Source organism: Thermaerobacter sp. PB12/4term (assembly GCF_003403315.2).
Taxonomy (GTDB): domain Bacteria; phylum Bacillota; class Sulfobacillia; order Thermaerobacterales; family Thermaerobacteraceae; genus Thermaerobacter.
In genome coordinates this window covers 159,768-181,224 of sequence record NZ_CP048407.1, presented here as the reverse complement: position 1 = coordinate 181,224, position 21,457 = coordinate 159,768, and the positions used below count along the sequence as shown (strand labels likewise).

Below are 21,457 nucleotides of genomic sequence, written 5' to 3'. Positions count from 1 at the left end.
GTAATCCGTGCCAGCACGTGCTTCACACATTCGTTGTCCTACCGCCGATTCCTTCCGGTGCCAGCTGACCGGCCAGGGCAAAGAAGCGGTTCACGCCGTCCAGCACCGCCCGGCACGTGGCCTCCGTCTCGTCCAGCTTGATGAGGACTGCGCCCACGTATTCCTGGACAGGCAGAATGCCGCCCCCGGCCGTGATGCCCACCAGGGCCACCGCCCGGTGGCCGAGCCGTACCCGCTGCACGGCAAACACCTCAACCTCCACCATGCGGTAGAGGGCGGCGACGACGGCTCGCGCCGTTGCCGCGGCGGCCATCCGCAGGACGGAAGTGGGGCCTCGCGTGCCGCGGGCCTCGCCCCGGAAGATCCGCTCGCCGTTGCCGAGTTCCACCACGACGCCGACCTGGGTCCCCTCGGTCTCCAGGCGATGACGGAGAAGGCGCAAGCGGGACTCCCCGTACTCGTCACCGGCACCGACCCGGGTGAGGTGAATGGCACCGGTCTCCACGTCCTGACCGAAGCTGATGGCCATAAGGGACTGGACATCGCGAAACAGCTGGTGCTCGGCCCGTCCGGGTCCTGCCAGCAGGTGGATTTCCTGAACACGGCCGCCGGCGTCGACCTCCACATGGGACGAAAGCACGCCCGGCAAACCGAGGAGCGCGGACTCCATGGCCCGGGCGGTCTGATCGGACCACGACGATTGCTGCGACACCCGTAGCATCCTCCCGCCGGCCGCGGTCACGGCCCCTGGTGTCAGGAATAGACGATTCTGCCTTTCTCCACCTTAACCTCCCCCACGGGTCCGGTATAGTCCCAAAATCCCTGCTCCCCCAGCGGAACCCGCGGATACGGGTTTCTCCTTCCCGTACGAAGACGAGAAGTGTCGAAATTGGAAATCGCAGCGCGCACCCAACCTCACCCACCCCGTCCGGGGGCCAGCGGCCCGGGACGAACAGCGGGGGGAGGGGAAGATCGAGGGGCAGGGGTACAGGCCGGCGCCGGGAACCACGGGCCTGGAATAGGGTCCGGAGGTCGGAGCCTCCAGGGCCGGCAAGACAGGGGTGGTCCGAAGGATGCACAGGATGGATGCACAGGCCACCCCAAGCCCGGCGACCCGCGTCAGGCTCGGTGGCGTAAGCCAGAACCCGGCAACTGGGGACCAGAAGACAGGCGTCCGATCCGGGATCGGCCGCAGGGCCGCGGCGCGGGCGCAAGCGCAGGCGGCCACGGGCGCCGGGCCCGTGGCCGCGTTCGACCCGTTCCCCCGGCCTAGAACTCCGGCTCGATCAAGCCGTACTGCCCGTCACGCCGCCGGTACAGCACGTTGACCTGGCCGGTGGTGGCATTGGCGAAGACGAAGAAGTCGTGGCCCAGCAGGTTCATCTGGAGGATCGCTTCGTCCACCGTCATGGGCTTGACGGCGAAACGCTTGGTGCGGACGACCCGGCCTTCCTCCTCTCCCTCCGGCCACGCCGGTTCGTCCACGGCGGTGTCCAGCTCGGTCACGGCCTGACCGGTGGTGGCCTCCAGGCGCCGCGCCTTGCGGTTCAGGCGGGTCTTGAACTTGCGGATCTGGCGCTCCAACTTGTCGACCACCATGTCGATGGAGGCGTACATGTCGTCGGATTCTTCCTCGGCGCGGATCAGGAGGCCGTTGGTGGGTACGGGGATGGTGACCTCGACGATGTGCCGGTCCCGCTCGATGCTCAGGGTGACTTGCGCCTGCAGGGGTTCGCCGTTGAAGTAGCGGGCCACCTTGCCAACCTTCCTGCGGGCGTACTCTTTGAGGGCTTCGGTGACGTCGATGTTCTTGCCGTAGATGGTGATGTTCAACAGCCCTCACTCCTTCCCCTGAACTACTGCAGTAGTTCCGCACCCGACCGGCGTCCTCCTACCGGGCGAAGACAGCGGGCGGCCGGCTCTCCCGGTTCTCAGCGGGGACTCAACCTTACCGCTCCGCGTACCTGCGGCCGGGGCCCCACCTCCCAAAGGATGGTACCAATCACCGCTCCCGGCGATGCCTGGTGTGGATAGTCTGCCCCCGGGCCACTGTGGATAATGTGGATGATCTGTTGATAAGTACGAGTTCGCCCCTTTTCTGCGGTGAAGGGCCGGCACCCCCTTGTTCATTGGGCTGGGGATAACCGGCCCTCCGTTCCCTACCAGCGACCATCCGAGCCTATCCAATTTTCGTTATTTTCCGGACGAAAAGGACCACAGCTCCTGCAACATTCGATGCCGCGGCGTGGCCCGCCCCCGCGGCAGGCCGTGGCCCGCGGGCGGCCGTGCTGGCAGTGCCCGCGGTGCAAGACCGGCCGGTCAGCGGGTCGCGGACTCCACCAGCCGGAGGCCGTCGTCCAGCAGGGCGCCGACCTCCTCGGGCGATTCGGCCTCCGCATACACGCGGACCACGGGCTCGGTACCGGAAGCACGGAAGAGGATCCAGCGGCTCGGCCCGAAGATCAGCTTGTAGCCGTCCAGGGGGTCGACCTTCTCCACCGGCCAGCCCGCCAGGCGGGCCGGCGGGTCGTCCCGCAGCAGGGCCATCAGCCGGTTCTTCCCCTCCGGCGTCAGGTGGAGGTCGCGGCGCTGGAAGTAGTGGGGGCCGATCTCCGCCATCAGGACGGCCACCTGCTCGCCCAGGGTGCGGCCGCGGGTCGCCATGATCTCCGCCAGCAGCAGGTTGCAGAGGAGACCGTCCCGTTCGGGCATGTGGTTCTTGATGCCGATGCCGCCGCTTTCCTCGCCGCCGATGAGGACGTCTTCCTTGAGGGCGTACTCGCAGACGTGTTTGAAGCCGATGGGCGTCTCGTGGAAGGGCAGTCCGTACCGGGCCGCCAGCTTGTCGACCATGCGCGTGCCGGCGAAGGTCTTCACCACCGACCCCCTCCAGCCGCGCACCTCCACCAGGTGCTGGAGCAGCAGCGCGAAGATGCGCTGGGCGTCCAGCACCTCGCCGGTGGCGTCCACCGCCCCCACCCGGTCGCCGTCGCCGTCGGTAACCAGCGCGGCCTGGGCACCCAGGCGCCGCACGGCATCCACCGCCGAACCCAGGTTGCGGGCGATGGGCTCGGGAGCCAGTCCGCCGAAACTGGGGTTGAACTCGCCCCGGATCTCGGTCACTTCGGCGCCGGCCTCCCCCAGAAGGTTCGCCAAGACCCCGCGGGCCGCCCCGTGCATCGGGTCGGCCACCAGGCGCAGCCGGGCCGCCCGCAGCCTCTCGAAGTCGACCAGATTCCGCAGCTGCTGGACGTACGGGCCGATGAGATCGGCCTCCTCCACCCGGCCCAGGCGCCGCGCTTCCTTCAGGTCCATTCCGGCCGGCGGCGCGGCCCCGGCCCGCCCGGCTTCTTGCCGGGCCAGGATCGCCTCCAGCTGGCGGGTTTCTTCCGGCAGGGCCGGGCCTCCGAACCAGCCCTTGAGCTTGAACCCGTTGTATTCGGGCGGGTTGTGGCTGGCGGTGATCATGACACCGGCGCCAAGCTTTCGCGACACGACCGCCCAGCTCAGCGCCGGCGTCGGGCAGGCGGAGCGGGAAAGGAGGACGGGAATGCCGGCGGCCGCCAGCACCGACGCCACCGCCGCAGCGAACCGGTCCGAGAGGAACCGGCAGTCATAGCCCACGGCCACGCCCTGGCCGGCGCGGCCGGTGGCCTCGAGATGCTCCGCCAGGGCCCAGGCGACCCGGCGTACGTTGGCGAAGGTGAATTCTTCCGCGATGACCGCCCGCCAGCCGTCGGTGCCGAAGCGGATGGGCGTGGCGGGTACCGATGCCGTTTGGGGCTGGGACTGGGAATGGTTCCGGTCTGCGTGCCCCTTCTGCTGCGCGTCGCTCACCCGGTGCTCACCTCGGTGGAACCTTCGCAACCTGGCTTAGGGTTCCTCCCGGGGAGACCTGGTTGCGCAGCCGGGGGACTCCACGGCGCCGCCGGTACGGAGGCCCGAAGGTTACCGCGTGAAGTTCATCCCGGTTACCGCAAGAAGTCCATCAGGGTGGGCTGGACGATACGGGCACCGGCCATCAGCGCCGCCCGGTACGCCGCCTCGGACACCGACAGGCGCATGGCCGTTTCGGCGATGTCCGCATCCTCTACGCCGCTGAGCAGCTGCTCGGTGTCGACGCGGATCTCGTCCATGCGGTAAAGACCCAGCTCGATGCGGTTCACCTTGGCCCCCACCTCGGCGCGGAACCGCAGCAGGCCGTCCAGTGCCTGGTCGACAGCCGCGATCCCGGTTGCGGATACGGCCTGGACGTCCCGATTCTGAAGGGCCACCTGCAACCCGCTCAGGGCCGCGAAAGCCGGGTCGAACGCGGCGTCCCCGGGCACGTTGATGGTCAGGGTGGTGCCGGGCGCCACCTCCCGCTGGATGGGCCCGTTGATTCCCTGATAGGTGACGCCGGTGGAACTGGCCGGATCGGCCACGAAGGGCGGTTGCTGCGTCCCGAAACCGCCAAACAGGTACGTGTCGCCCAGGGTGCTGTTGGCCACCTCCAGCAGGTGGTCCTGCAGCTGCTGGACCTCGGCCTGGATGGCCTGGAGGGAGCTGTCCGGCAGGGTACCCGAAGCCGCCCGGACCGCCAGCTCCCGCGCCCGCTGGAGGATCTGGGTCGCCCGGTCCAGGGCGCTGTCGGTCATCTCGAGCCAGTCCCGGGCATCCTGGGCATTGGCCCGCAGGCGTTCCACCTCGGCCAGGCGCGCCCGCAGGCGCAGGCTGTCCACGGTGGCTACGGGATCGTCCGAAGGGCGCTGCACCCGCTTGCCCGAAGCCAGCTGGTTCTGAAAGGTGCTCAGCCGCTGCTGAGCCCGGCGCAGGTCGGCCAGCAGGGTGGTGATCATCATTCCGCCGGTGATGCGCACCCGTGCTCCCTCCTGTGAGCAGCCCTCGAGGACGCCGCCTCAACGACCCACCAGGCCCGTCCGCTCGATGAGAACGGCCAGCATGGAGTCCACCGCCGTCACCAGCCGGGCCGCCGCCGCGTAGGCGTGCTGGTACCGGACCAGCTGGGTCATCTCCTCGTCCAGGGAAACGCCTCGCACGCTCTCCCGCTGGGCCGCCACCTGATCCATGAGCAGCTGGGTGGTGCGCTGGCCTTCCTGGGCCTGGCGCCCCGCGATGCCCAGCCCCGCTACCACGCTCTCCAGGTAATCCTGGGCCGGCGCCCCGCCGGGCAGGGCCAGGGCGGCGTGGCGCAGCTGCGCCAGGGCCAGGGCATTGCGCCCGTCTCCGGGTGCACCGGCCTCCAGGGCCGCTGCCAGGTTGGCCGGATCGTCCAGGGCGGGATTGACCACCACCGCCTGCAGGTCGGTCCCCGTCCCCAGCAGGAACATGTCCCGGCCTGCCCCTCCGCCCTGGGAGCCGGAAGCGGGGGCATCGTTGAGCCCGTACCCCTGCCGGTGGACCTGGTTGACGGCAGTGGCCAGCGCAAAAAAGAGCGCTTTCAGATCCTGACGCAAGCCCGCTACCAGCCGGTCCCGCGACTCGAGAAAGCCGTCGATCTCGCCGCCCTCCAGCACCGTGTCGTCCAGGGGCAGGAGGGCGGGTCCGGCCCCGGTACCGGCACCCGGCTCACCGGGCAAGGCACCGGCCCCGGAACCTTCCGCCAGGACCTGGGCCGTTCCCGACCAGTAGATCCGCACCACCAGGTCGCCGGCACCCGGATCGCCGGAGGCCGGCCCGCCGCCCGGGCTGCCGGCGCCACCGGTGCCGCCGCCGGTGGCCGCGGCCGGTTCTTCCCGGACCACCAGGCGGTGGACGACCCGGCCGTCCACCAGGGGCAGCCCGGCCACCTCGACCCGCAGGGCGCCGCCCTCCCGTTCCGTCACCCGGATCGGCAGCAGGCCGCCCAGCTCCTCCACCAGCCGGTCCCGTTCATCCAGCAGGTCGTTGGGCGACTGTCCCGCTGCGGTGGCGACCTGGATGCGGCGGTGGAGGTCGGCCAACTGGGTGGCGATCTGGTTGGCACGGTCGACCCGGGCCAGGATGCTGGCGTCCAGGTTGCGCTGGAGGTCCGCCAGCTGGCGGTCCGCCTCCTGAAAGCGTTCCAGCAGGGTATGGGCCTGCTGAATGGCCGCCGTCCGGGCCGGCAGGCTGTCAGGACGGTTCGCCACGACCCCCAGGGCCTCCCAGAAGTCGGCGAGGGCCCGGGCCAGGCCGGCGTCGGATGGTTCGCCCAGGATGGTCTCCAGCTCCGCCAGGGTCTGGGTGCGAACGTGCCAGCGTCCCAGCTGCCCCTGCAAGTCCCGCACCTGCCGGTCGAGGAACAGGTCCCGGACCCGCTGGATCCCGGCGACCTGCACCCCGGTCCCCACCTGGCCGGCTTCCACCGCCATGGCCCGGGATGGTGGTGCGTAGGCCGGCGTGGGCGCCAGGCGCGCCACTTGCCGGGAGTAACCGGGGGTGCTGGCGTTGGCGATGTTGTGCCCGGTCACATCCAGGGCTCGCTGCTGGGCCCAGAGGCCGAGCCGGGCCAGTTCGAGTCCGAAGAAGGTGCTGCGCACGGGGGCATCATCCTTTGACCCTTGAAACACCTAAACACCTAAATGCCTAACATAAGAAGCCTAAAAGGCCCGGTCCACGGCCAGGGCCGGCGGCCTCCACTGCAACTGGCCGTCGGGTCCGTACCCCGGGCCGGCGGTACCTCGGGCCGCCGCCAGGCTCTGCAGGCCGAACCGGGCCCATGCCAGGCCCTGGCGCGCCAGCGCCCGGTTCTGGCGGTTGAGCTGTTCCACACCCTCTGCCAGCGCCTTCAGGGAGTCCCGGCAGCGGGCGAGGGCCGGGGCCAGATCGGGAACGCGGCGGGCCAGCTCATCCCAGGACAGGCAGGCGGGGTCAAGCCCCCACGCCGCCGCCAGCTCCCGTTGCAGGTCGAACCGGCGCCGCTCCAGCTCGCCGATCACCCGCAGGCATTCCTCTTCGAAGGCCAGGGCCGCCTCGATGACCGCCGGGTCCCCGGCGACCAGGGCCCGGTTGGTAGCCCGGGTCGCCTCCAGCAGCCGCGCCCAGGGTTCCACCATGGCCGCCAGCTGGGCGACCAGCTGATGGGCCAGGGCCGCGGCAGGTGCGGCCGGCGCCTCATCGGTCGCAGGGGCCGGGGCCACGGGGACGGCAGGGGCGGGCTCCGATCCTTCGCCGGCGGCCGGGACGGCGGGGCCGGGCCGGGCCGGGTCAATGGGCGCCATGCTCACCGGTCCTCCTGAACCCGGTCCGCCAGCAGGCGGTACAGCATCCGCTCCGCCACCTGCTGGGGGTCGATTCGGTACTCCCCGCGGGCAATCTGCGCCCGCAACGCCGCCACCCGCTCCGCCCGAACCTCGGGCAACCCGCGGGTTTCGTCCACCAGCCGCTGGACTGCCGCGGCCGCGGGGGAAAGGTCGACCCGATCGCGGCCGGGTACCGGTGCGGCGCCGGCCGCCCCGGTACCCGAAGACACTCCGGGTGCGGCCGGCTGGACGGGACCCGGGCTCCCCGCCGGGCCAGCGGCCGGGGCACCGGCGCCTGGTTGCATGCCGTAGGCCTTCAGCGCATTCAAGACCTGCTGCCGGGAGATGATCATTGCCCCGTCCTCCTCGCCAGCTGTGACTAACCCGGTTTTCGTGACGCCGGGTCGTGATGTTTAGAGGGGACTGCGACACCGTTACAACGGCATCATGTCCCCCGAGCGTTCGGGCGCCGTATACCGGGCGGGCTGGAGGGGGGTGGCCGCTGCCACCAGGCCGTAGACAGCCCCCGCCCCCAGCGCCTGGAGGGCCTCGCAGGCCGCAGCCAGGGTGCGCCCGGTGGTGAGCACATCGTCCACCAGAAGAACCGGCCGCCCCGCCAGCCGACGGGCCCGGGGCGAGGGGGCGAAGACGCCGGCCACGTTCAGCCGCCGCCCCGCCGCCCCCAGGGTGGCCTGGCCGGCTCCGGCCTGGCGCCGCACCAGCAGGTTTTCCGCCAGCTGCCAGCCTCCCGTCCGGGCCACGGCCCGAGCCAGAAGGATCGCCTGATTGAAGCCCCGCTGGCGCAGCCGGTCGGGGTGCATGGGCACGGGTACAACCAGCGCCGCTGCCGGCCAGCCCCCGGTCCGGGCGGCCATGGCGCGGCCCAGGAGTTCGGCCAGGTAGGGCTCGTCTTCGTACTTCATCCGCAGGATGAGGCGCCGTAAGAGGCCCCGGTAAGTCCCCACCGCCCGGACGGCCACCCAGGGCGGTCCCAGGGTGCGGCACTGGCTGCAGGGTTCATCCGGGTGGGCAAGCCAGGCAGGCCGGTCGCACCACAGGCACCGGCTGCCCGGCTCGTGTCCCAGCCGGGCCTGGCAGCGCGGGCATATCGCAGGGTCGGCCGGCGGCCAGTGGGGCAGGTCAGCCCCGCAGCCCAGGCAATAGGGTGGCCAGGGGAAGACCCAGGCCAGGAGCTCGTCGCGCACGGCGGCCCACAGCTTCTGCCAGTTCCCCCCTGGCCTCGGGCGGGGGCCGGTGAAGGCCCAGCCTGCCCGCCACTCGCCGGAATGTTGCGGGGGCATCGCCTCCCAGCCCCTCTCCCTGCGCTCGCCAGGCGGCGACAGCCCTGGGCGGCCGCCGGATCAAGCAGGCCGAGCCACCGGCCTCCCGGCACGAGGAAACACCGCCACGAAGGCGGCGTCCCGTGCACCACACCACGTAGACCGCGCCCCACGGACCGCGGCGGCACCGGGCCCCCCGCAAGCACCGCGACCTCCGTATCCCACGAGGGAACCCATCCAAGCCGGCAATGCCATTATATTACAATCCGGATGACAAAATCCTCACGCGTGCTCGCGGCGGTACCGCTCCCGGTGGTGGCGCTTTTCCCGATACATGTTGCGGTCGGCAGCGGCGATGAGGTCTTCGTCGGAGGGGCCGTCATAGGGGTAGACGGCCACGCCCAGGCTGAAGCGAAGGGGGAAGAAGATCTGGCCCGAAAGGTCGGTGAAACGGTACCTCAGGGCGGCTTCCCAGATGCGGTCGGCCACCGCTTCGGCCTCTTCCCGGCGGGCACCGGGCAGGATGGCGACGAACTCGTCGCCCGCATACCGGGCCACCAGATCCTGCTGGCGCACCGAATGCCGCAAGAGGTCGGCGAACTGCCGCAGGACGTGATCGCCCGCCTGATGACCGAACTGGTTGTTGATGTCCGAAAAATTGTCCAGGTCGATCAGGATCAGCGCCAGGGGCTGGCCCGTAGCACTGGCCCGCCGCACCGCCTCCCGCAGGCGCATGCTGAAGAACCGGTAGTTGTAGAGGCCCGTCATCGGGTCGGTGTGGGCCATGGTCTGGGTTCGGCCATAGATCAGCCCGTTCTGGATGGCCATGGCCATGGGCGACGCGAGGATGGACAGCAGGCGCCGCTCGCGATCGCCGAAGGCCCGATGGCGCCGGGCCAGGCACAGGCAGCCCATGAGCCGCTCGTCGGCCGAGAGGGGTACCGCCAGCACGCTGGACGGCTCGAAGTTCTCCGTCACCAGGGTGGGCTCGTCCACGTGCTCGACAAGCTGGCGCTCCCTGGCGGCCCGCCGGACGGCCCCCTCCCCTGCCACCCGGCCCTGAACCTCCCCGGCGTCGGGATGGACCGCATGCTGCAGGCGCAGCACGTCGCCCTCCTCCGCCAGGTAAATGGCGAAGGCGTCCGACGGCGCCAGCTGCTGCACGGCCCGGTCGATCCAGCCGAAGGCATCGTCCAGTTCCAGCACGCAAGCCAGTCCCTTGGTGATCTCGTACAGCGACTGCAGGTCGTGGTGGGCCTCCACCAGCCGCATGTGCAGGCGGAGCAGGTAGTTGATCATCAGGAAGAGGGTCAGGCCCACGGCCATGCCGATTTCACCGTACGCCTGAAAGGCGATCATCACCACCGAATGGGCGGCCACGGCAAAGGCGGTGCTGAGGGCATCCACCGGCAACCAGCGGAAGAACAGGCGGAGGAACTCCCGGGTGGGATGGGCCTGGTGATAGTAAAGGGCCAGGCCCACCAGGGCATTGTTCATCACCCAGTAGATCGCCACATAAACAAAGACCAGGTGGAGCGGCGGAATGGTGATCCCCGTGGGCGCGGGCCAGGGATGGAGGCCGAGCCGCGTCGAGACGGCCCCTGCCGTCAGGATGGTCAGGGCGAACTGGCCGGCGTTGAATTGGGTGCGGTCCCAAGGCCGGCGGTTCAGCACCCCGTAGCCGATGAGGTTGCCCAGCACGTTGATGATGGCCGCGGGCACGGTACCGTACAGCAACTGGGCCGTGAGGGTGACCCCGAAAGTCAGGGACATCGCCCCGCCGCCGGGCATCGGCAGCGGGTAGGCGTCCATCAGGACGGCCGCGGCGAGCATCATCAACATGGGCAGGGCGGGAACGGGCTCCCACTGGCGCAAGGCCAGGATCAGAGCCACCATCCCGCCCACACCGACGGCCAGGATATACAGCCGCTGCGGGCTACGCCAGGACCTCACCGGCGATCGTGACCCCCACCCCGTGTCGCGGTCCTTATTTCATTCTCAACCTGTCATGCATTTCCTGCTGGATGCCGACGCCTCAAGCAGGTGAATGAGGGGTACGCGGAGGTCCTGCCAGCGCCATCCGCCGGGATTCGTCAGGTCAATGGTCACCGCCAGCGGCGCCCCGGTGACGAAAAGCGCCGCCTCCAGCGGGCCGGGCGCCCCCGAACGCTGGGCCGGCCAGCGCAGGACCTGCAGGGTCGGGACCCGCTGGCGCAACCGGTAGAGGATGGCGGCGGTTTCATCGGCAGACCCGCAGTCCACCACCACGATGGGCGAACCGGGTGCGAGGGCGGCCAGGTCCTCCACGAATCCCTCGATGAAGGAAGCCGCGTCCCGCACCAGCACCACCAGGGGCCATGGTTCCCACCCCTGGGGCTGGACCCGGCGCTGCCCGCGGTGCCATGCACCCCGCAACGCGCCCAGCATGCCGGCCGCCGTCACCGCGACCAGGACCGCCAGGGCCCACCACACGGCATCGTGCCCCATGGACTCGGCACCCCCGTGGGGCCGGGAAGTCAGGGTCGTAATGGCGCTGTCGCGGTTCCAAGGTATGCCGTGGCGGGCCGGAAGGTCCCTGGAGTGGAACCTCCCTGAGCAGGGCGGTCCCCAAGGCTGAAAACGGCCGGGCAGGCGCGCCGCCCCCGGCGTGGCGCCGCCGCCTGCCCGGCCAGGCCTGGCAAAAGCTCGTGCAGATAGTGGCGACCCCGAAGGCTTGCCGCCGCTGGAACCCGTCCTATTCTTTGGCTGCACCGGCTGCCCGCGGTTCCGCGACCCAGGCCCGTTCCTCGGCCGGACGGCTTACCCGCAACCCGGCGACCCGGCTGCGGCCCCGCGACCCCGGCCGCGGCCCGCAACCGGCCCCGGCCGCGCCCTGCAAGCCCCGGACCCTACAGCGTCACCGCCACCTCGGCCAGCGGATCGTCGGGCATCGCCCCCAGCCCCGCCGCCTCCCGCAACTGGGCTGCCCGGTCGATCTTCTCCCAGGGCAGGTCCAGATCGGGCCGCCCGAAGTGGCCGTAGGTCGCCACCTGGCGGTAGATGGGCCGGCGCAGGTTCAGGTGGTGAATGATGGCGCCCGGCCGCAGGTCGAAGTGCTCCCGCACCAGTTCCTCGATCCGGTCGTCGGGGATGATGCCCGTTCCAAAGGTGTCGACCCGGATCGACACGGGCTGGGCGACGCCGATGGCATAGGCCACCTGGATCTCGCACCGCTCCGCCAGCCCCGCCGCCACCACGTTCTTGGCCACCCAGCGGGCGGCGTAGGCGCCCGACCGGTCGACCTTGGTCGGATCCTTCCCCGAGAAGGCGCCGCCGCCGTGGCGGGCGTAACCGCCGTAGGTGTCGACGATGATCTTCCGCCCCGTCAGGCCCGCATCGCCCTGGGGCCCGCCCACCACGAACCGGCCCGTGGGGTTGATGTAGATCCGCGTCTTCTCGTCCAGCATGGGCGCCGGGACGACAGCGCCGATGACGTGCTGGCGCAGGTCCTCTTCCAGGCGGGCGCGGCTGACGTCCTCGCGGTGCTGGGTCGACAACACCAGGGCCTCCACGCGGACGGGACGCGTCCCGTCGTACTCGATGGTCACCTGAGCCTTGCCGTCGGGGCGCAGGTAGGGAAGCAGGCCGGACTTACGAACCTCCGCCAGCCGCCGGGTCAGCCGGTGGGCCAGGGTGATGGGCAGCGGCATCAGCTCCCGTGTCTCCCGGCAAGCGAAGCCGAACATCATCCCCTGGTCGCCGGCGCCGATGCGGGCGAAGTCGTCCGGCGGGGCCTCGCCGTGGCGCACCTCCCAGGCATCGAGGACGCCCTGGGCGATGTCGGGCGACTGCTCGTCGATGGTGGTCAGCACCGAGCAGGTGTCGGCGTCGAAGCCGAACTTGGCCCGGGTGTAGCCGATCTCCCGCAGCACGTCGCGGACCAGCGCCGGGATGTGGACGTAGCAGGTGGTCGAGATCTCGCCCATCACCAGGACCATGCCCGTGGTCACCGCCGTCTCGCAGGCGACCCGGGCCTGGGGATCCTGCTCGAGGATGGCGTCCAGGACCGTGTCGGAGATCTGGTCCGCGATCTTGTCGGGGTGGCCCTCCGTCACCGATTCCGAGGTAAACAGGTGGCGGCCCCTGGCTCGCGTCACGCGGGGTTCCTCCTTTCCGCGAGACAGAGATAGAGATAAAACGACCCCTTCTCCGAAGAGAAGGAGCCTCCATCCCTGCGGCCCGGGCGGTGGGGTGGCGGAAGGCCGCTGCGCCCCGCCCCGCGGCCGGTTCGTCCGCACAAACCGGTGCAACCCGGCGGTCGAACCGGCCGGGCCTCCTTAAACCCAGGTTAGTCTAGCAACCCCCGCGCGGCGGTGTCAATTGGCGCTGTCAACGGGTGTCGACGGCGGCGCGTTGCGGGCGTAGGCGGCCACGGCCCGCCGGGCCTGCTCGAGGAAGTGGGCCCGCTCGGCCAAGGCTTCATGGCGAACGGCCAGGGCCAGGCGGAGCTGGCGGTCGGCCTCCAGGGCCTGGCGCAGGTGCTCTTCCAGCTGGGCCAGCCACTGCCGGGCATCCTCCCCGCCGGGCAAGCCGCGGCCGCCGGGGGCTGCCCCCGCATGCAGCCGGTGGAGCCGGGCGCTGACCTGTTCCTGGAGGAACCGGCGGGCCTCGAGTTCCGCCCGGGCCGTCTCCCAGTCGCCCCGCCCGGCGGCAGCCTGGGCCCGCCGGCCCCGCTCGATCCACCGGTCAAGGTCCCTGCGGGTTTCCAGCACCAGTTCCCAGAGGTCGGTCTCGCTCATGACGGCACCTCCGGGGACGGCGCCGGGCGGGTTCCGCCCGCTCCTTCGGCGCACAGGGCGGCCCAGGCTTCCCGGATGGGGGCCAGGACCCGCACGGCGTCGGCCGCCAGCCGCGGGTTGGCCTTCACGTTGGCCTCGATCAGCCGCTCCTGGCAGAACAGGTACAGGGCGCTGAGCCGGGCGGCCAGCTCGCCCCCCTGCTGGTGGTCCAGGGCCAGCATCAGCTCGCGCAAGAAGTCCTGGGCGCGGGTCAAGGCCCGGTGAAGCCGCTCGCGGCCGCCGGGGGCCTTGAGGTCGACCTGCAGGGCGCGGGCCACCTCCCGCAGCACGCCGTCCATCAGCATCAAGACCAGCACCTGGGGCGGCGCCGTCAGCACCCGGGTCGCCACGTAGGACCGGGCCGGATGGGCCACGGCCCGCCGCGGCAGGCCGGTGGGGAAGACCCCTCCCCCTCGGGCCCCCTGCCCCGGCGCCCGCGCCTCGCCCGCCAGCGGGCCGGCTGCGGATCCGGACGGCGCCGGCCCCGCCATCCCGCCGGTCTCCAGCTCCGGCTTCGCGCCCGCGACGACTTCGCCTTGCTCAGCGATTCCGCCCTGGCCCCCGCTTGCCTTCTGCATGGGCCAACCCCTCCCGCCTGCTGCCCGCGCGCGTTGGGCCGCCTGCCCTGCCGGTCACCCTGCCCTCCCGCCTGCATTTCAGCCTGCCATTCAACCCGCCATTCACCCTGTCTTGCACACCCGGCGGTCCGCCCAGCCTTTTCACCTCGCCGTCCACCCGCATGGTCACCCCGCGGTTGCCCCGGCGTTCACCCCGGCTTCAGCGAACGAAGTCCATCCTCCCATGTTCAGGTCCATCCAGCCGTCCTCAGTCCCATCCTGCCGTCCCCAGTCCCGTCGCCCTCAGTCCTTCGGCCGCAGGGACGCCAGCTGGTTCACCTGCTGGACCAGCCACTGCTCCTGGGACTGCAGGGTGGAGAGCAGGGTCTCCAGCGCCTCGAACTGCCGGGTCAGGTTCTGCTCCCGCAACTTGAGGCGGTACTCCATCCGCTCCATCTGCTCGGCGTAGTCCCGGGCCCGGTCGTCCAGGGAGTCGATGCGCCGGTCGAAGAGGCCGGTGTTCGTCTCGAGCCACCCGTCCAGGACCTTCTGCAGCCGCACGAAGACCCCGTCGTCGCTGGTGGTGGTGCCGTCGGGGTCGCCTGCCAGAAGCCGCTGCACCCCCGCCCGGTCGGCCGCCAGCGCCTCCCGCAGCTTCGCCTCGTCCAGCTGCAGGGTCCCCGACTTGTCCTGGGTGGTGATGCCCACGGCAGCCAGCCGGTCCAGGGTGGTCGAACCGGCCAGCGCCGCCACGGGGTCCGAGACCATGCGCCGCAGCTCGTTGCGCAGGGTGGTGAGGAGCACGTCGCCGCCCAGCTTGCCGCCGCCCGCGTCCTGGTAGTCCTGCTGCTGCGCCATAAAGGACAGGGCGCTGTTGTACTGCTCGATGAACTTCTTCACCGCATTGACCACGGCGTCGTCGTCCCAGGCCACCGTGACGGTGACGGGACTGCCCGGGGCGGCCTGGTGCAGCTCGAGGGTGACCCCCTGGATTACGTCGGTCACGGTGTTGGACGAGCGGGTGAAGGCGAGGCCGTTGACGGTGAACTGGGCATCCTGGCCCGTGACCAGCACCCGGCGTTCCGCACCGGTGGCGTCGATCAGCCCCAGGGACTGGGCCACCGTGCCGCTCCCATCGCTGACGTCAATGGCTCCCTGGCCCGTGTGGGTGCGGGTGATGACCAGATGGCCGCCGATCACCTCCGCTCGCACGGCGCTGGCCTCCGCCGCGGGGTCCGCCTGCACCGCCTGTTCCACCGCCGCGTTGATCCGGTCGCGGATGGCGTTCAGGGAGTCGGTGGTGTTGACGGTGACATCGACGCTGGTGCTGCCGACGGTGATGCGAAAGGTTCCGCTCAGGTTCAGCGCGGCCTGGGGGTCGGCCACCGGGTCGTAGGTGGCGATGGAGTGGGCCGTGGCCAGTTGCTGGACCTCAACCTTATAGGTGCCCGGGGTGGCGGCGGCCGAAGCCTCCGCCGTCACCCGCGCCTCGTCGCTGCTGGTGGACCGCGGCCGCCAGAACAGGTCCGCCGCCAGGACATCCGCGATGCGGTCCTGCAGGGTGTCGATGCGGGAGCGGATGTCGCTCCAGGCATTTTTCTCGGACTCGATCTCGAGCTTGCGCCGCTCGAGCAGCAGCAGCGGGCGGCGCTCGATCTGCATCAGCTGCTCGACGAGCTGCTCCCAGTCGAGGCCGCTGGCCAGTCCACCGATGCGCATTGGGTGACGTCCTCCTTGCCCGAACACTTGGCCTGCCTCGCCCCAGCCGCCTAACCGCCCTAGCCGCGCTGATCGACCTGCTGCCCGAGGAGCATCTTCACGTACATGGCAATCCGGAGCACGTGTTCGGGTGGAACCTGCCGTACGATCTCGCCCGTCTCCCGGTCGACCACTTCCGCCACCACCCGGCCCGTGGCGTCGTCCACGTGGAACTGGAGCTGATAGCTGAAGGGGTCGCGGGGGTGATCGGGCAAGGGCGGCATCCAAGGGGCGAACCCGGAGGACGATGGGCCCTCCCCCCGGGCATCCTGCGTTTCAACGCCGGCAGTCGGCGCATTGGGCCCCTTGGGGGTGCCTCCCAGGCTTTCGAAATCCGCCTGTGCCGGAGCCTTTGGAGCGGGGTATCGGAGTTGCAGGACGCCCCCAACGGGTTCCTGGGGTGACACGGTCACGGATCTCACGTCTCCCGGTCCGGTCTCTTCAACGGCTCGGTCAGGTTCGCCGGTCCCATTTGTTCGTCATATCGGTTGGAAACGGGAGGTCGTTAACGGCCCTCGAGTCCTATTCTGGTGGGTCTGGGTAGGAAGAGGGTTGAGGTCCCGAAATGGGCGGAGCCGGCCATCCTCTGACGGCCGGCTCCGCCGGGGGCTCCGCTCCGGTCCCGGTGAGGGGGAGTTCACCTTGGACCATCGATGGGGGGTATGGTGTGTCGAACGTGACCTACTGCATCGGTTTGACGGATGGCTCCGCCTTCGATTAGCCCTGCAACAGCTGCAGGACCGCCTGGGGCATGGCGTTGGCCTGGGCCAGCATCGCCGTGCCGGACTGCAACAGGATCTGGTTGCGGGTGAAGTTGGCCATCTCCAGGGCCATGTCCACGTCGCGGATGCGCGACTCGGCCGCTTGCAGGTTCTCCACCGCCACGCCCAGGTTGGCGATGGTGTGCTCCAGGCGGTTCTGGATGGCACCGAGGTCTGCACGCTGGCCCGAGACGCTCTCGATGGCGCTGTCGAATGCAGTGATGGCAGAGCCGGCAGACGCCTGGGAGGTCACGTCGAGACCGCTGACGGTGAAGACTTGACCGTTGCTCAACGTACCGAGGCCGCTCGCGTCCAGCACCACGTTGCCCTTGCTGTCGATGAACTTACCGGCCGTCGTCGGATCTTCGGTCGCGACCACGTTGCCGCTGCTGTCCTTCAGAACCTTGGAAGTCGCGTCGTACGTGTAACTGCCTGCCTCAAGACCACCGTTCGTGAAGGAGAAGGTACCCTTGGCAGTTACGGTGGTGCCCGACACGGTGACGGTACCGTTCGTCACCGCGACCGAGAATGTGATTGTGTCGTCACCGCCGGTCCAAGTCTTGCCGTCGGTTGACGTCGCTGCGACGACTCCCGTGGCGTCGACCAGTTCGTAGCCGCCGCTCGCACCCGCCCGGACGGTGTAGGTACCATCCGGAATGTCGGTAGTATTGGTGGCCCCTTCGGTTAGCGTACCGCTAACCGTCGCCTGGGCCTTGACCTGGTCACTCACCACGCCCAGGCTGAAGCCGCCCATGTTCCCGATCTTGACCGAGATGTTCTGACCGGCATTGGCTCCGATCTGGAAGGTGATGCCGTTCTGCTCGAACGACCCGTCCAGCAGCTTCTGGGTGTTGAACTCCGTCGTCCCAGCAATCCGGCCCACTTCCTGGGCCAGCTGGTCGATCTCCTTCTGGATCTGCGCCCGGTCGGCGGCCGTATTCGTATCGCTGGACGCCTGCACCGCCAGCTCGCGCATGCGCTGCAGGATGCTGTGGGTCTCGTTCAGCGCGCCCTCCGCCGTCTGGATCAGCGAGATGGCGTCCTGGGCGTTGCGCTGGGCCGTCTGCAGACCGGCGATCTGGGCCCGCATCTTCTCGGAGATGGCCAGGCCCGCCGCGTCGTCGGCCGCCCGGTTGATCCGCAGGCCCGACGACAGCCGCTCCAGCGACCTGTTGAGCAGGCTGTTCGTCTGGGTGAGGTTCCGCCACGCGTTGAGAGCGGCCACGTTGTGGTTGATCCGCATGAACAACAGCCCTCCCTCTTGCCGGGTTCTTCCCACCGGGCGGCATCGCGCGCCTGCCGCTCCGGGGGTTCTGACGGCTACCCGGAATATCGAAGGGAAGGCGACAACACGTTAGCGCCGGCCGGGTCCCAAATTCCCAGAGGGACGATGCACTGCGCCCCTTGGATTGGCCCCCGGCATGCCCCGGGCGGCAGGGCGAACGGTACCGGGGCCTCAGCGGCCCCGGCCGGCACCCCCACCCACGCCCCCGCGGACACCCCCGCCGAGCAGCTCCTCCAGCACCACCGCCACCCCGTCCTCGTCGTTGCTGGCGGTGACGCGGCGGGCGGCGGCCCGGGCGGCGGGGGAGCCGTTGGCCATGGCGACGCCAATGCCTGCGAACTGGAGCATCTCGATGTCGTTGTCCCAGTCGCCGAAGGCCACCACCCGCTCCACCGGCACCTGCAGGTGGGCGGCCAGTCGCTCCACCGCCCAGCCCTTGCACACAGGGGCGTCGGACACCTCCACGGCGTAGAGGCCCGGCTCCAGATCGGTCCCTGCCAGCACCCGCACCGCGTCGCCCCACTCGGCCGTGATCCACCTGCGGAAGGCCTCCGCACCCTCGTACCGGTCACGGACCAGCACCCGCACCGCCCCGACGCTCACCCACTCCAGCAGATCGGGCACCTCCTGGGTCAGGCGCCCCGCCTCGAAGAACCAGGAGGCCCTCGGCAGCCGGGCCCCTGGCTCGTAGAGCATGCGGTCGCCGTGGGGATGGTCCAGGTCGTGGAAGAACAGGGACACCCCCAGCTCCCGGGCCTTCAGGATGGCCTGCCGGACGAACTCGGCGGGCAAGGGCTGCTTCCAGACCGGCTCGTCGGTCAGGGGGTCGACGGCCACGGCGCCGTTGTGGACGATGCAGGGCGTCCGCAGGCCCAGCTCCTGGGCGAAGGGACGGCTGGCCACCCAGCGGCGGCCGGTGGCCAGGCAGACATGGTGACCGGCGGCCACGGCCGCCCGGACCGCGTTCTTCACCCGCGGGCGCAGCCGGCCCTGGCTGTCCAAGAGGGTGCCGTCGACGTCGAGGGCGATCAGGTAAGGGAGCAAGGGGCATCCTCCTTTGAAGATCAAACCGCTCCTATTATAGGGTTACAGGGGGGCGAGGGGCCGTGCTGAGCCGGGGTCCTCGGGGTCCTGGGCGTGCGGGGTCCCTGGCGGTTGCAGTAGCGGTTGCGGTGGCGGGGCCGTTGCGGGTCCCAGGCAACGCAGGGGGCAGGGGACCCCATTGGGCAATCCCATGGGGACCCCGCTCAGCCACCCCACACCCTGTTCCCCAACCAGCCAGCGGATCACGCACCGCAAGATGACGGGGCCCGGGCGGCGGGTGATCCGGGGCTTTGGCCTACAGCCTCCGGTCTCCCGCCTAGCCCGGGCCCCAGGTATCGCCGTGGTGGGTGGCCCGGTAGGTTGGCCGGTGGGTTACAGCGGCGGCGGGTGACGCGATGCGTTGCCCATGGATGCGCCGCCGTCCAATACACCCGCCATGCTCGCCTGCGGACCGTGCTCGCCTGCGGGCCCCGCCCGGGAAGCTCCGTGGCGAGGCCCGCCTGCCGGCCCCACGCTCAGTCCGCCGTGCCGCTCGCCAACCGGCGGCCCGTCGCCTCAATCACCTGCAGGGCCCGGTCCGTCTCTTCCAGCACCCGGGCCAGGGCGGTGGCCACCCGCTCGCTCCCGTAGGTCTCGACCAGCCGGTCCAGCTCCGTGCATGCAGCGGGCGATACCTGACCCACGTGATGGCGGAGGAGTTGGAGCAGGGCCTCCCGCGACTCCCGGTCCTCGCCGGCGACCGGAGCGGCGCTGCGCCAGCCCGTACCTGCCCGGTACCGCGCGCGGAGGCGGCCCGCATCAGGGTCCCGCCAGCTGCCGGTCGCCGGTCTGGCGGCGCCCCCGGCCGTTTCCAGGTTCCCGCTGCCGCCCGCCCGGGGCCCGTTGCCCGCAGAACCGTGGCCCGCCGAACCGTGGCCAGCGTTCCCGGCGGTGCCGGCCACGCCGGCCGGATCACTGCCCTGCCTCGCCAGGCTGCGAGGCGCTCCCGGGCCCCGCCGGCCATCGCCGCTCGTGCCACCCGGCAGCCGGTATCCGGAGCCGCCAGTAGAGCCTTGGGGATCCGTGGCGCCGGCCGCCGGACCGGGGCGGCCGGTTCGTCGGGCGTGGGGGCGGCGAGCCCAACCGGTGCCGTACCGGTACCGGGCGCCCGTCACGCCATGGCGGTGCAGCTCCAGCAGGCGGTCGGCGTAGCGGTTGGCCAGGGGTTGCTTGCCTCCCAGGCGGCGGGTGGAAAAGGCGTACTTGCCGCTGTTGGGATCAAAGTGCACCACCTCGACCTGGACCCGCTCGCCCTTGTAGAAGTAATCTTCCGCCCGTTCCACGTACCAGTCGGAGATCTCCGAGATGTGGATGAGCCCCCGGCGGCCGTCGTCGGTCACGAGGAACGCGCCGTAGTCCACGATGCCCGTGATGGTGCCGTGGACCCGGGTCCCGGGCGCCAGGGGCACAAGCCCGGCCAGGTCCCGCACCCCCTCGCCCGCTGCTGCCACCGGCCCTGCCGCCGGCCCCGCCGCCGGTACCATAGCGGCACCGGTTCCCGTCCCGGCGGGAACCGCGGCGCCGGCCGCCCGGGCCGGTTCCAGGGCAACGGGGACGCGTCCCTCCCGCTCCGGGCCGGTGCGGCCGGTTCGTCCGGCGAGGTCAGAGGGCGGAGCAGGCCCGGATGGCACCGGCGATGGCACGGACGGTGACGCGGGCGAATCCTCCTCAGGAAGCAGGGAATCCTTCATCGCATCCGGCATACGGGAAGACGCCTCCTCAAGGCCGGGGCCGGGTTCCGCCACGCCCGGCCGCAAGCTACACCACGCCATTCGTACGGTGCACCTGCATGTAGGTTATGGAATATGCACCCGCCTTATCCAAAGTGAGCAGATCGGCCAGGCTTTTCACCATGTCCATCCAGGGCCGGGCAACGGACATGCAAGGGGCAACGAGGACCGAAGTTGCCGTGCCGGTTGGGCCCGCTGGTGGTTCCAGTGCCAGGGTTCCCACCTGAGGGAAACAGATCCGGTCAAGGCCGGTGCGAGGCCGGTGCAAACGGTTCCGGGACAGGGCCCCTGGGCCAGGGATCCATCGGGGGTCGATGTTACGCCTGCAGGGTGACCGGTCGCCTACCGCAAAGCAAAACTCAACTCGGCTTCGGCGGCCAGCTCGCCGTCCACGGTGGCGCGGGCGCGGCCCTTGCCCAGGGGACCGCGCATGGCGATGATCTCCACCTCGATCTCCAGGCAGTCGCCCGGAATCACGGGCCGGCGCCAGCGCACCCGGTCGGCGCCGGCGAAGAGGGCCAGGCGGCCGCGGTTCGCAGGGACCGACAGCACCGCCGCCGCCCCCACCTGGGCCATGGCCTCCAGGATCAGAACCCCAGGCATGATGGGCCGGCCGGGGAAGTGACCCTGGAAGAAGGGTTCGTTGGCACTGACGCACTTCCGGCCCACCGCCCGGCGTCCCGGCTCGAGGGAAAGAATCCGGTCGACCAGGAGAAAGGGGTAACGGTGGGGCAACACCTCGAGGATCGCCTGGATGTCCATGCCCCCCTGGGGCTCATCCTGTTCCGCCATAGTCTGGTCCAATCCTCCGCGTTGGTGGGGCCCGAAGCTGCGGCACCGGGGTTGCCCCGGTGGCCGGTCCGGCACCAGGGTTCGCCCCTAGGATTCGCCGCCCGCCGCCGTCCCCCTTCCGAATGGAAAATAAAGGGGGGCCGGATTGCCGGCTCCCCTTTTCACCGCGGTCCTTGTCATCGTGGTCCTTGT

At 70.4% G+C, this 21,457-nt stretch carries 19 protein-coding genes; all 19 read right to left on the bottom strand.

What is annotated here, in order from left to right; all coding sequences use genetic code 11:
- Nucleotides 1-22 precede the first annotated feature (22 nt).
- The 19 genes from DYI95_RS00810 to fabZ all read right to left on the bottom strand — a co-directional run bounded on the left by DYI95_RS00810 (nucleotide 23) and on the right by fabZ (nucleotide 21,265).
- A complete protein-coding gene (locus DYI95_RS00810) occupies nucleotides 23-721 on the bottom strand; it encodes a hypothetical protein (protein WP_243149781.1) in 699 nt (232 codons plus the stop codon).
- Between the two features lie 548 nt (nucleotides 722-1,269).
- Nucleotides 1,270-1,833 carry a ribosome hibernation-promoting factor, HPF/YfiA family gene (gene hpf / locus DYI95_RS00805; RefSeq protein ID WP_116901263.1) on the bottom strand — a complete coding sequence of 188 codons (564 nt, stop codon included), beginning with the start codon at nucleotides 1,831-1,833 and terminating at the stop codon, nucleotides 1,270-1,272.
- Between the two features lie 486 nt (nucleotides 1,834-2,319).
- A complete protein-coding gene (locus tag DYI95_RS00800) occupies nucleotides 2,320-3,837 on the bottom strand; it encodes a phosphoglucomutase/phosphomannomutase family protein (RefSeq protein ID WP_116901264.1) in 1,518 nt (505 codons plus the stop codon).
- Between the two features lie 134 nt (nucleotides 3,838-3,971).
- The gene (gene flgL, locus DYI95_RS00795) at nucleotides 3,972-4,859 is read right to left on the bottom strand and encodes a flagellar hook-associated protein FlgL (protein WP_116901265.1); all 888 of its coding nucleotides are present in this window, start codon (nucleotides 4,857-4,859) and stop codon (nucleotides 3,972-3,974) included.
- 39 nt (nucleotides 4,860-4,898) lie between these two features.
- Complete coding sequence (gene flgK, locus DYI95_RS00790) at nucleotides 4,899-6,500, bottom strand: flagellar hook-associated protein FlgK (protein ID WP_116901266.1); 1,602 nt, start codon at nucleotides 6,498-6,500, stop codon at nucleotides 4,899-4,901.
- Nucleotides 6,501-6,560: 60 nt separating this feature from the next.
- A complete protein-coding gene (locus DYI95_RS00785) occupies nucleotides 6,561-7,181 on the bottom strand; it encodes a flagellar protein FlgN (protein ID WP_116901267.1) in 621 nt (206 codons plus the stop codon).
- A 2-nt stretch (nucleotides 7,182-7,183) separates the two neighbouring features.
- Complete coding sequence (gene flgM, locus DYI95_RS00780) at nucleotides 7,184-7,555, bottom strand: flagellar biosynthesis anti-sigma factor FlgM (RefSeq protein WP_116901268.1); 372 nt, start codon at nucleotides 7,553-7,555, stop codon at nucleotides 7,184-7,186.
- 81 nt (nucleotides 7,556-7,636) lie between these two features.
- The gene (locus DYI95_RS00775) at nucleotides 7,637-8,503 is read right to left on the bottom strand and encodes a ComF family protein (protein ID WP_116901269.1); all 867 of its coding nucleotides are present in this window, start codon (nucleotides 8,501-8,503) and stop codon (nucleotides 7,637-7,639) included.
- A gap of 261 nt (nucleotides 8,504-8,764) precedes the next feature.
- Nucleotides 8,765-10,435, bottom strand: coding sequence for a diguanylate cyclase (locus DYI95_RS00770; protein ID WP_116901270.1), 1,671 nt, complete (start codon nucleotides 10,433-10,435; stop codon nucleotides 8,765-8,767).
- 45 nt (nucleotides 10,436-10,480) lie between these two features.
- Complete coding sequence (locus DYI95_RS00765; protein WP_116901271.1) at nucleotides 10,481-10,969, bottom strand: hypothetical protein; 489 nt, start codon at nucleotides 10,967-10,969, stop codon at nucleotides 10,481-10,483.
- A gap of 401 nt (nucleotides 10,970-11,370) precedes the next feature.
- The gene (gene metK / locus DYI95_RS00760) at nucleotides 11,371-12,618 is read right to left on the bottom strand and encodes a methionine adenosyltransferase (protein WP_116901272.1); all 1,248 of its coding nucleotides are present in this window, start codon (nucleotides 12,616-12,618) and stop codon (nucleotides 11,371-11,373) included.
- Nucleotides 12,619-12,837: 219 nt separating this feature from the next.
- On the bottom strand, nucleotides 12,838-13,260 hold the full coding sequence (locus DYI95_RS00755; RefSeq protein WP_116901273.1) for a hypothetical protein: 423 nt from the start codon (nucleotides 13,258-13,260) through the stop codon (nucleotides 12,838-12,840).
- Nucleotides 13,257-13,877: a flagellar export chaperone FliS gene (gene fliS / locus DYI95_RS00750; protein ID WP_116901274.1), complete on the bottom strand. Its 621-nt coding sequence runs from the start codon at nucleotides 13,875-13,877 to the stop codon at nucleotides 13,257-13,259. Before fliS ends, DYI95_RS00755 begins: the two co-directional genes overlap by 4 nt.
- A 282-nt stretch (nucleotides 13,878-14,159) precedes the next feature.
- Complete coding sequence (gene fliD / locus DYI95_RS00745) at nucleotides 14,160-15,575, bottom strand: flagellar filament capping protein FliD (protein WP_116901275.1); 1,416 nt, start codon at nucleotides 15,573-15,575, stop codon at nucleotides 14,160-14,162.
- 59 nt (nucleotides 15,576-15,634) lie between these two features.
- On the bottom strand, nucleotides 15,635-15,829 hold the full coding sequence (locus DYI95_RS00740; RefSeq protein ID WP_203530670.1) for a flagellar protein FlaG: 195 nt from the start codon (nucleotides 15,827-15,829) through the stop codon (nucleotides 15,635-15,637).
- 502 nt (nucleotides 15,830-16,331) lie between these two features.
- Entirely contained in the window at nucleotides 16,332-17,618 is a 1,287-nt protein-coding gene (locus tag DYI95_RS00735) for a flagellin (RefSeq protein ID WP_116901277.1), read from the bottom strand.
- A gap of 213 nt (nucleotides 17,619-17,831) precedes the next feature.
- Nucleotides 17,832-18,704 (bottom strand): Cof-type HAD-IIB family hydrolase, encoded by an 873-nt coding sequence (locus DYI95_RS00730; protein WP_116901278.1) that lies wholly within the window; start codon nucleotides 18,702-18,704, stop codon nucleotides 17,832-17,834.
- Nucleotides 18,705-19,219: 515 nt separating this feature from the next.
- Complete coding sequence (locus tag DYI95_RS00725; RefSeq protein WP_158556080.1) at nucleotides 19,220-20,194, bottom strand: S1 RNA-binding domain-containing protein; 975 nt, start codon at nucleotides 20,192-20,194, stop codon at nucleotides 19,220-19,222.
- Nucleotides 20,195-20,815: 621 nt separating this feature from the next.
- A complete protein-coding gene (gene fabZ, locus DYI95_RS00720; RefSeq protein WP_116901280.1) occupies nucleotides 20,816-21,265 on the bottom strand; it encodes a 3-hydroxyacyl-ACP dehydratase FabZ in 450 nt (149 codons plus the stop codon).
- Nucleotides 21,266-21,457 lie beyond the last annotated feature (192 nt).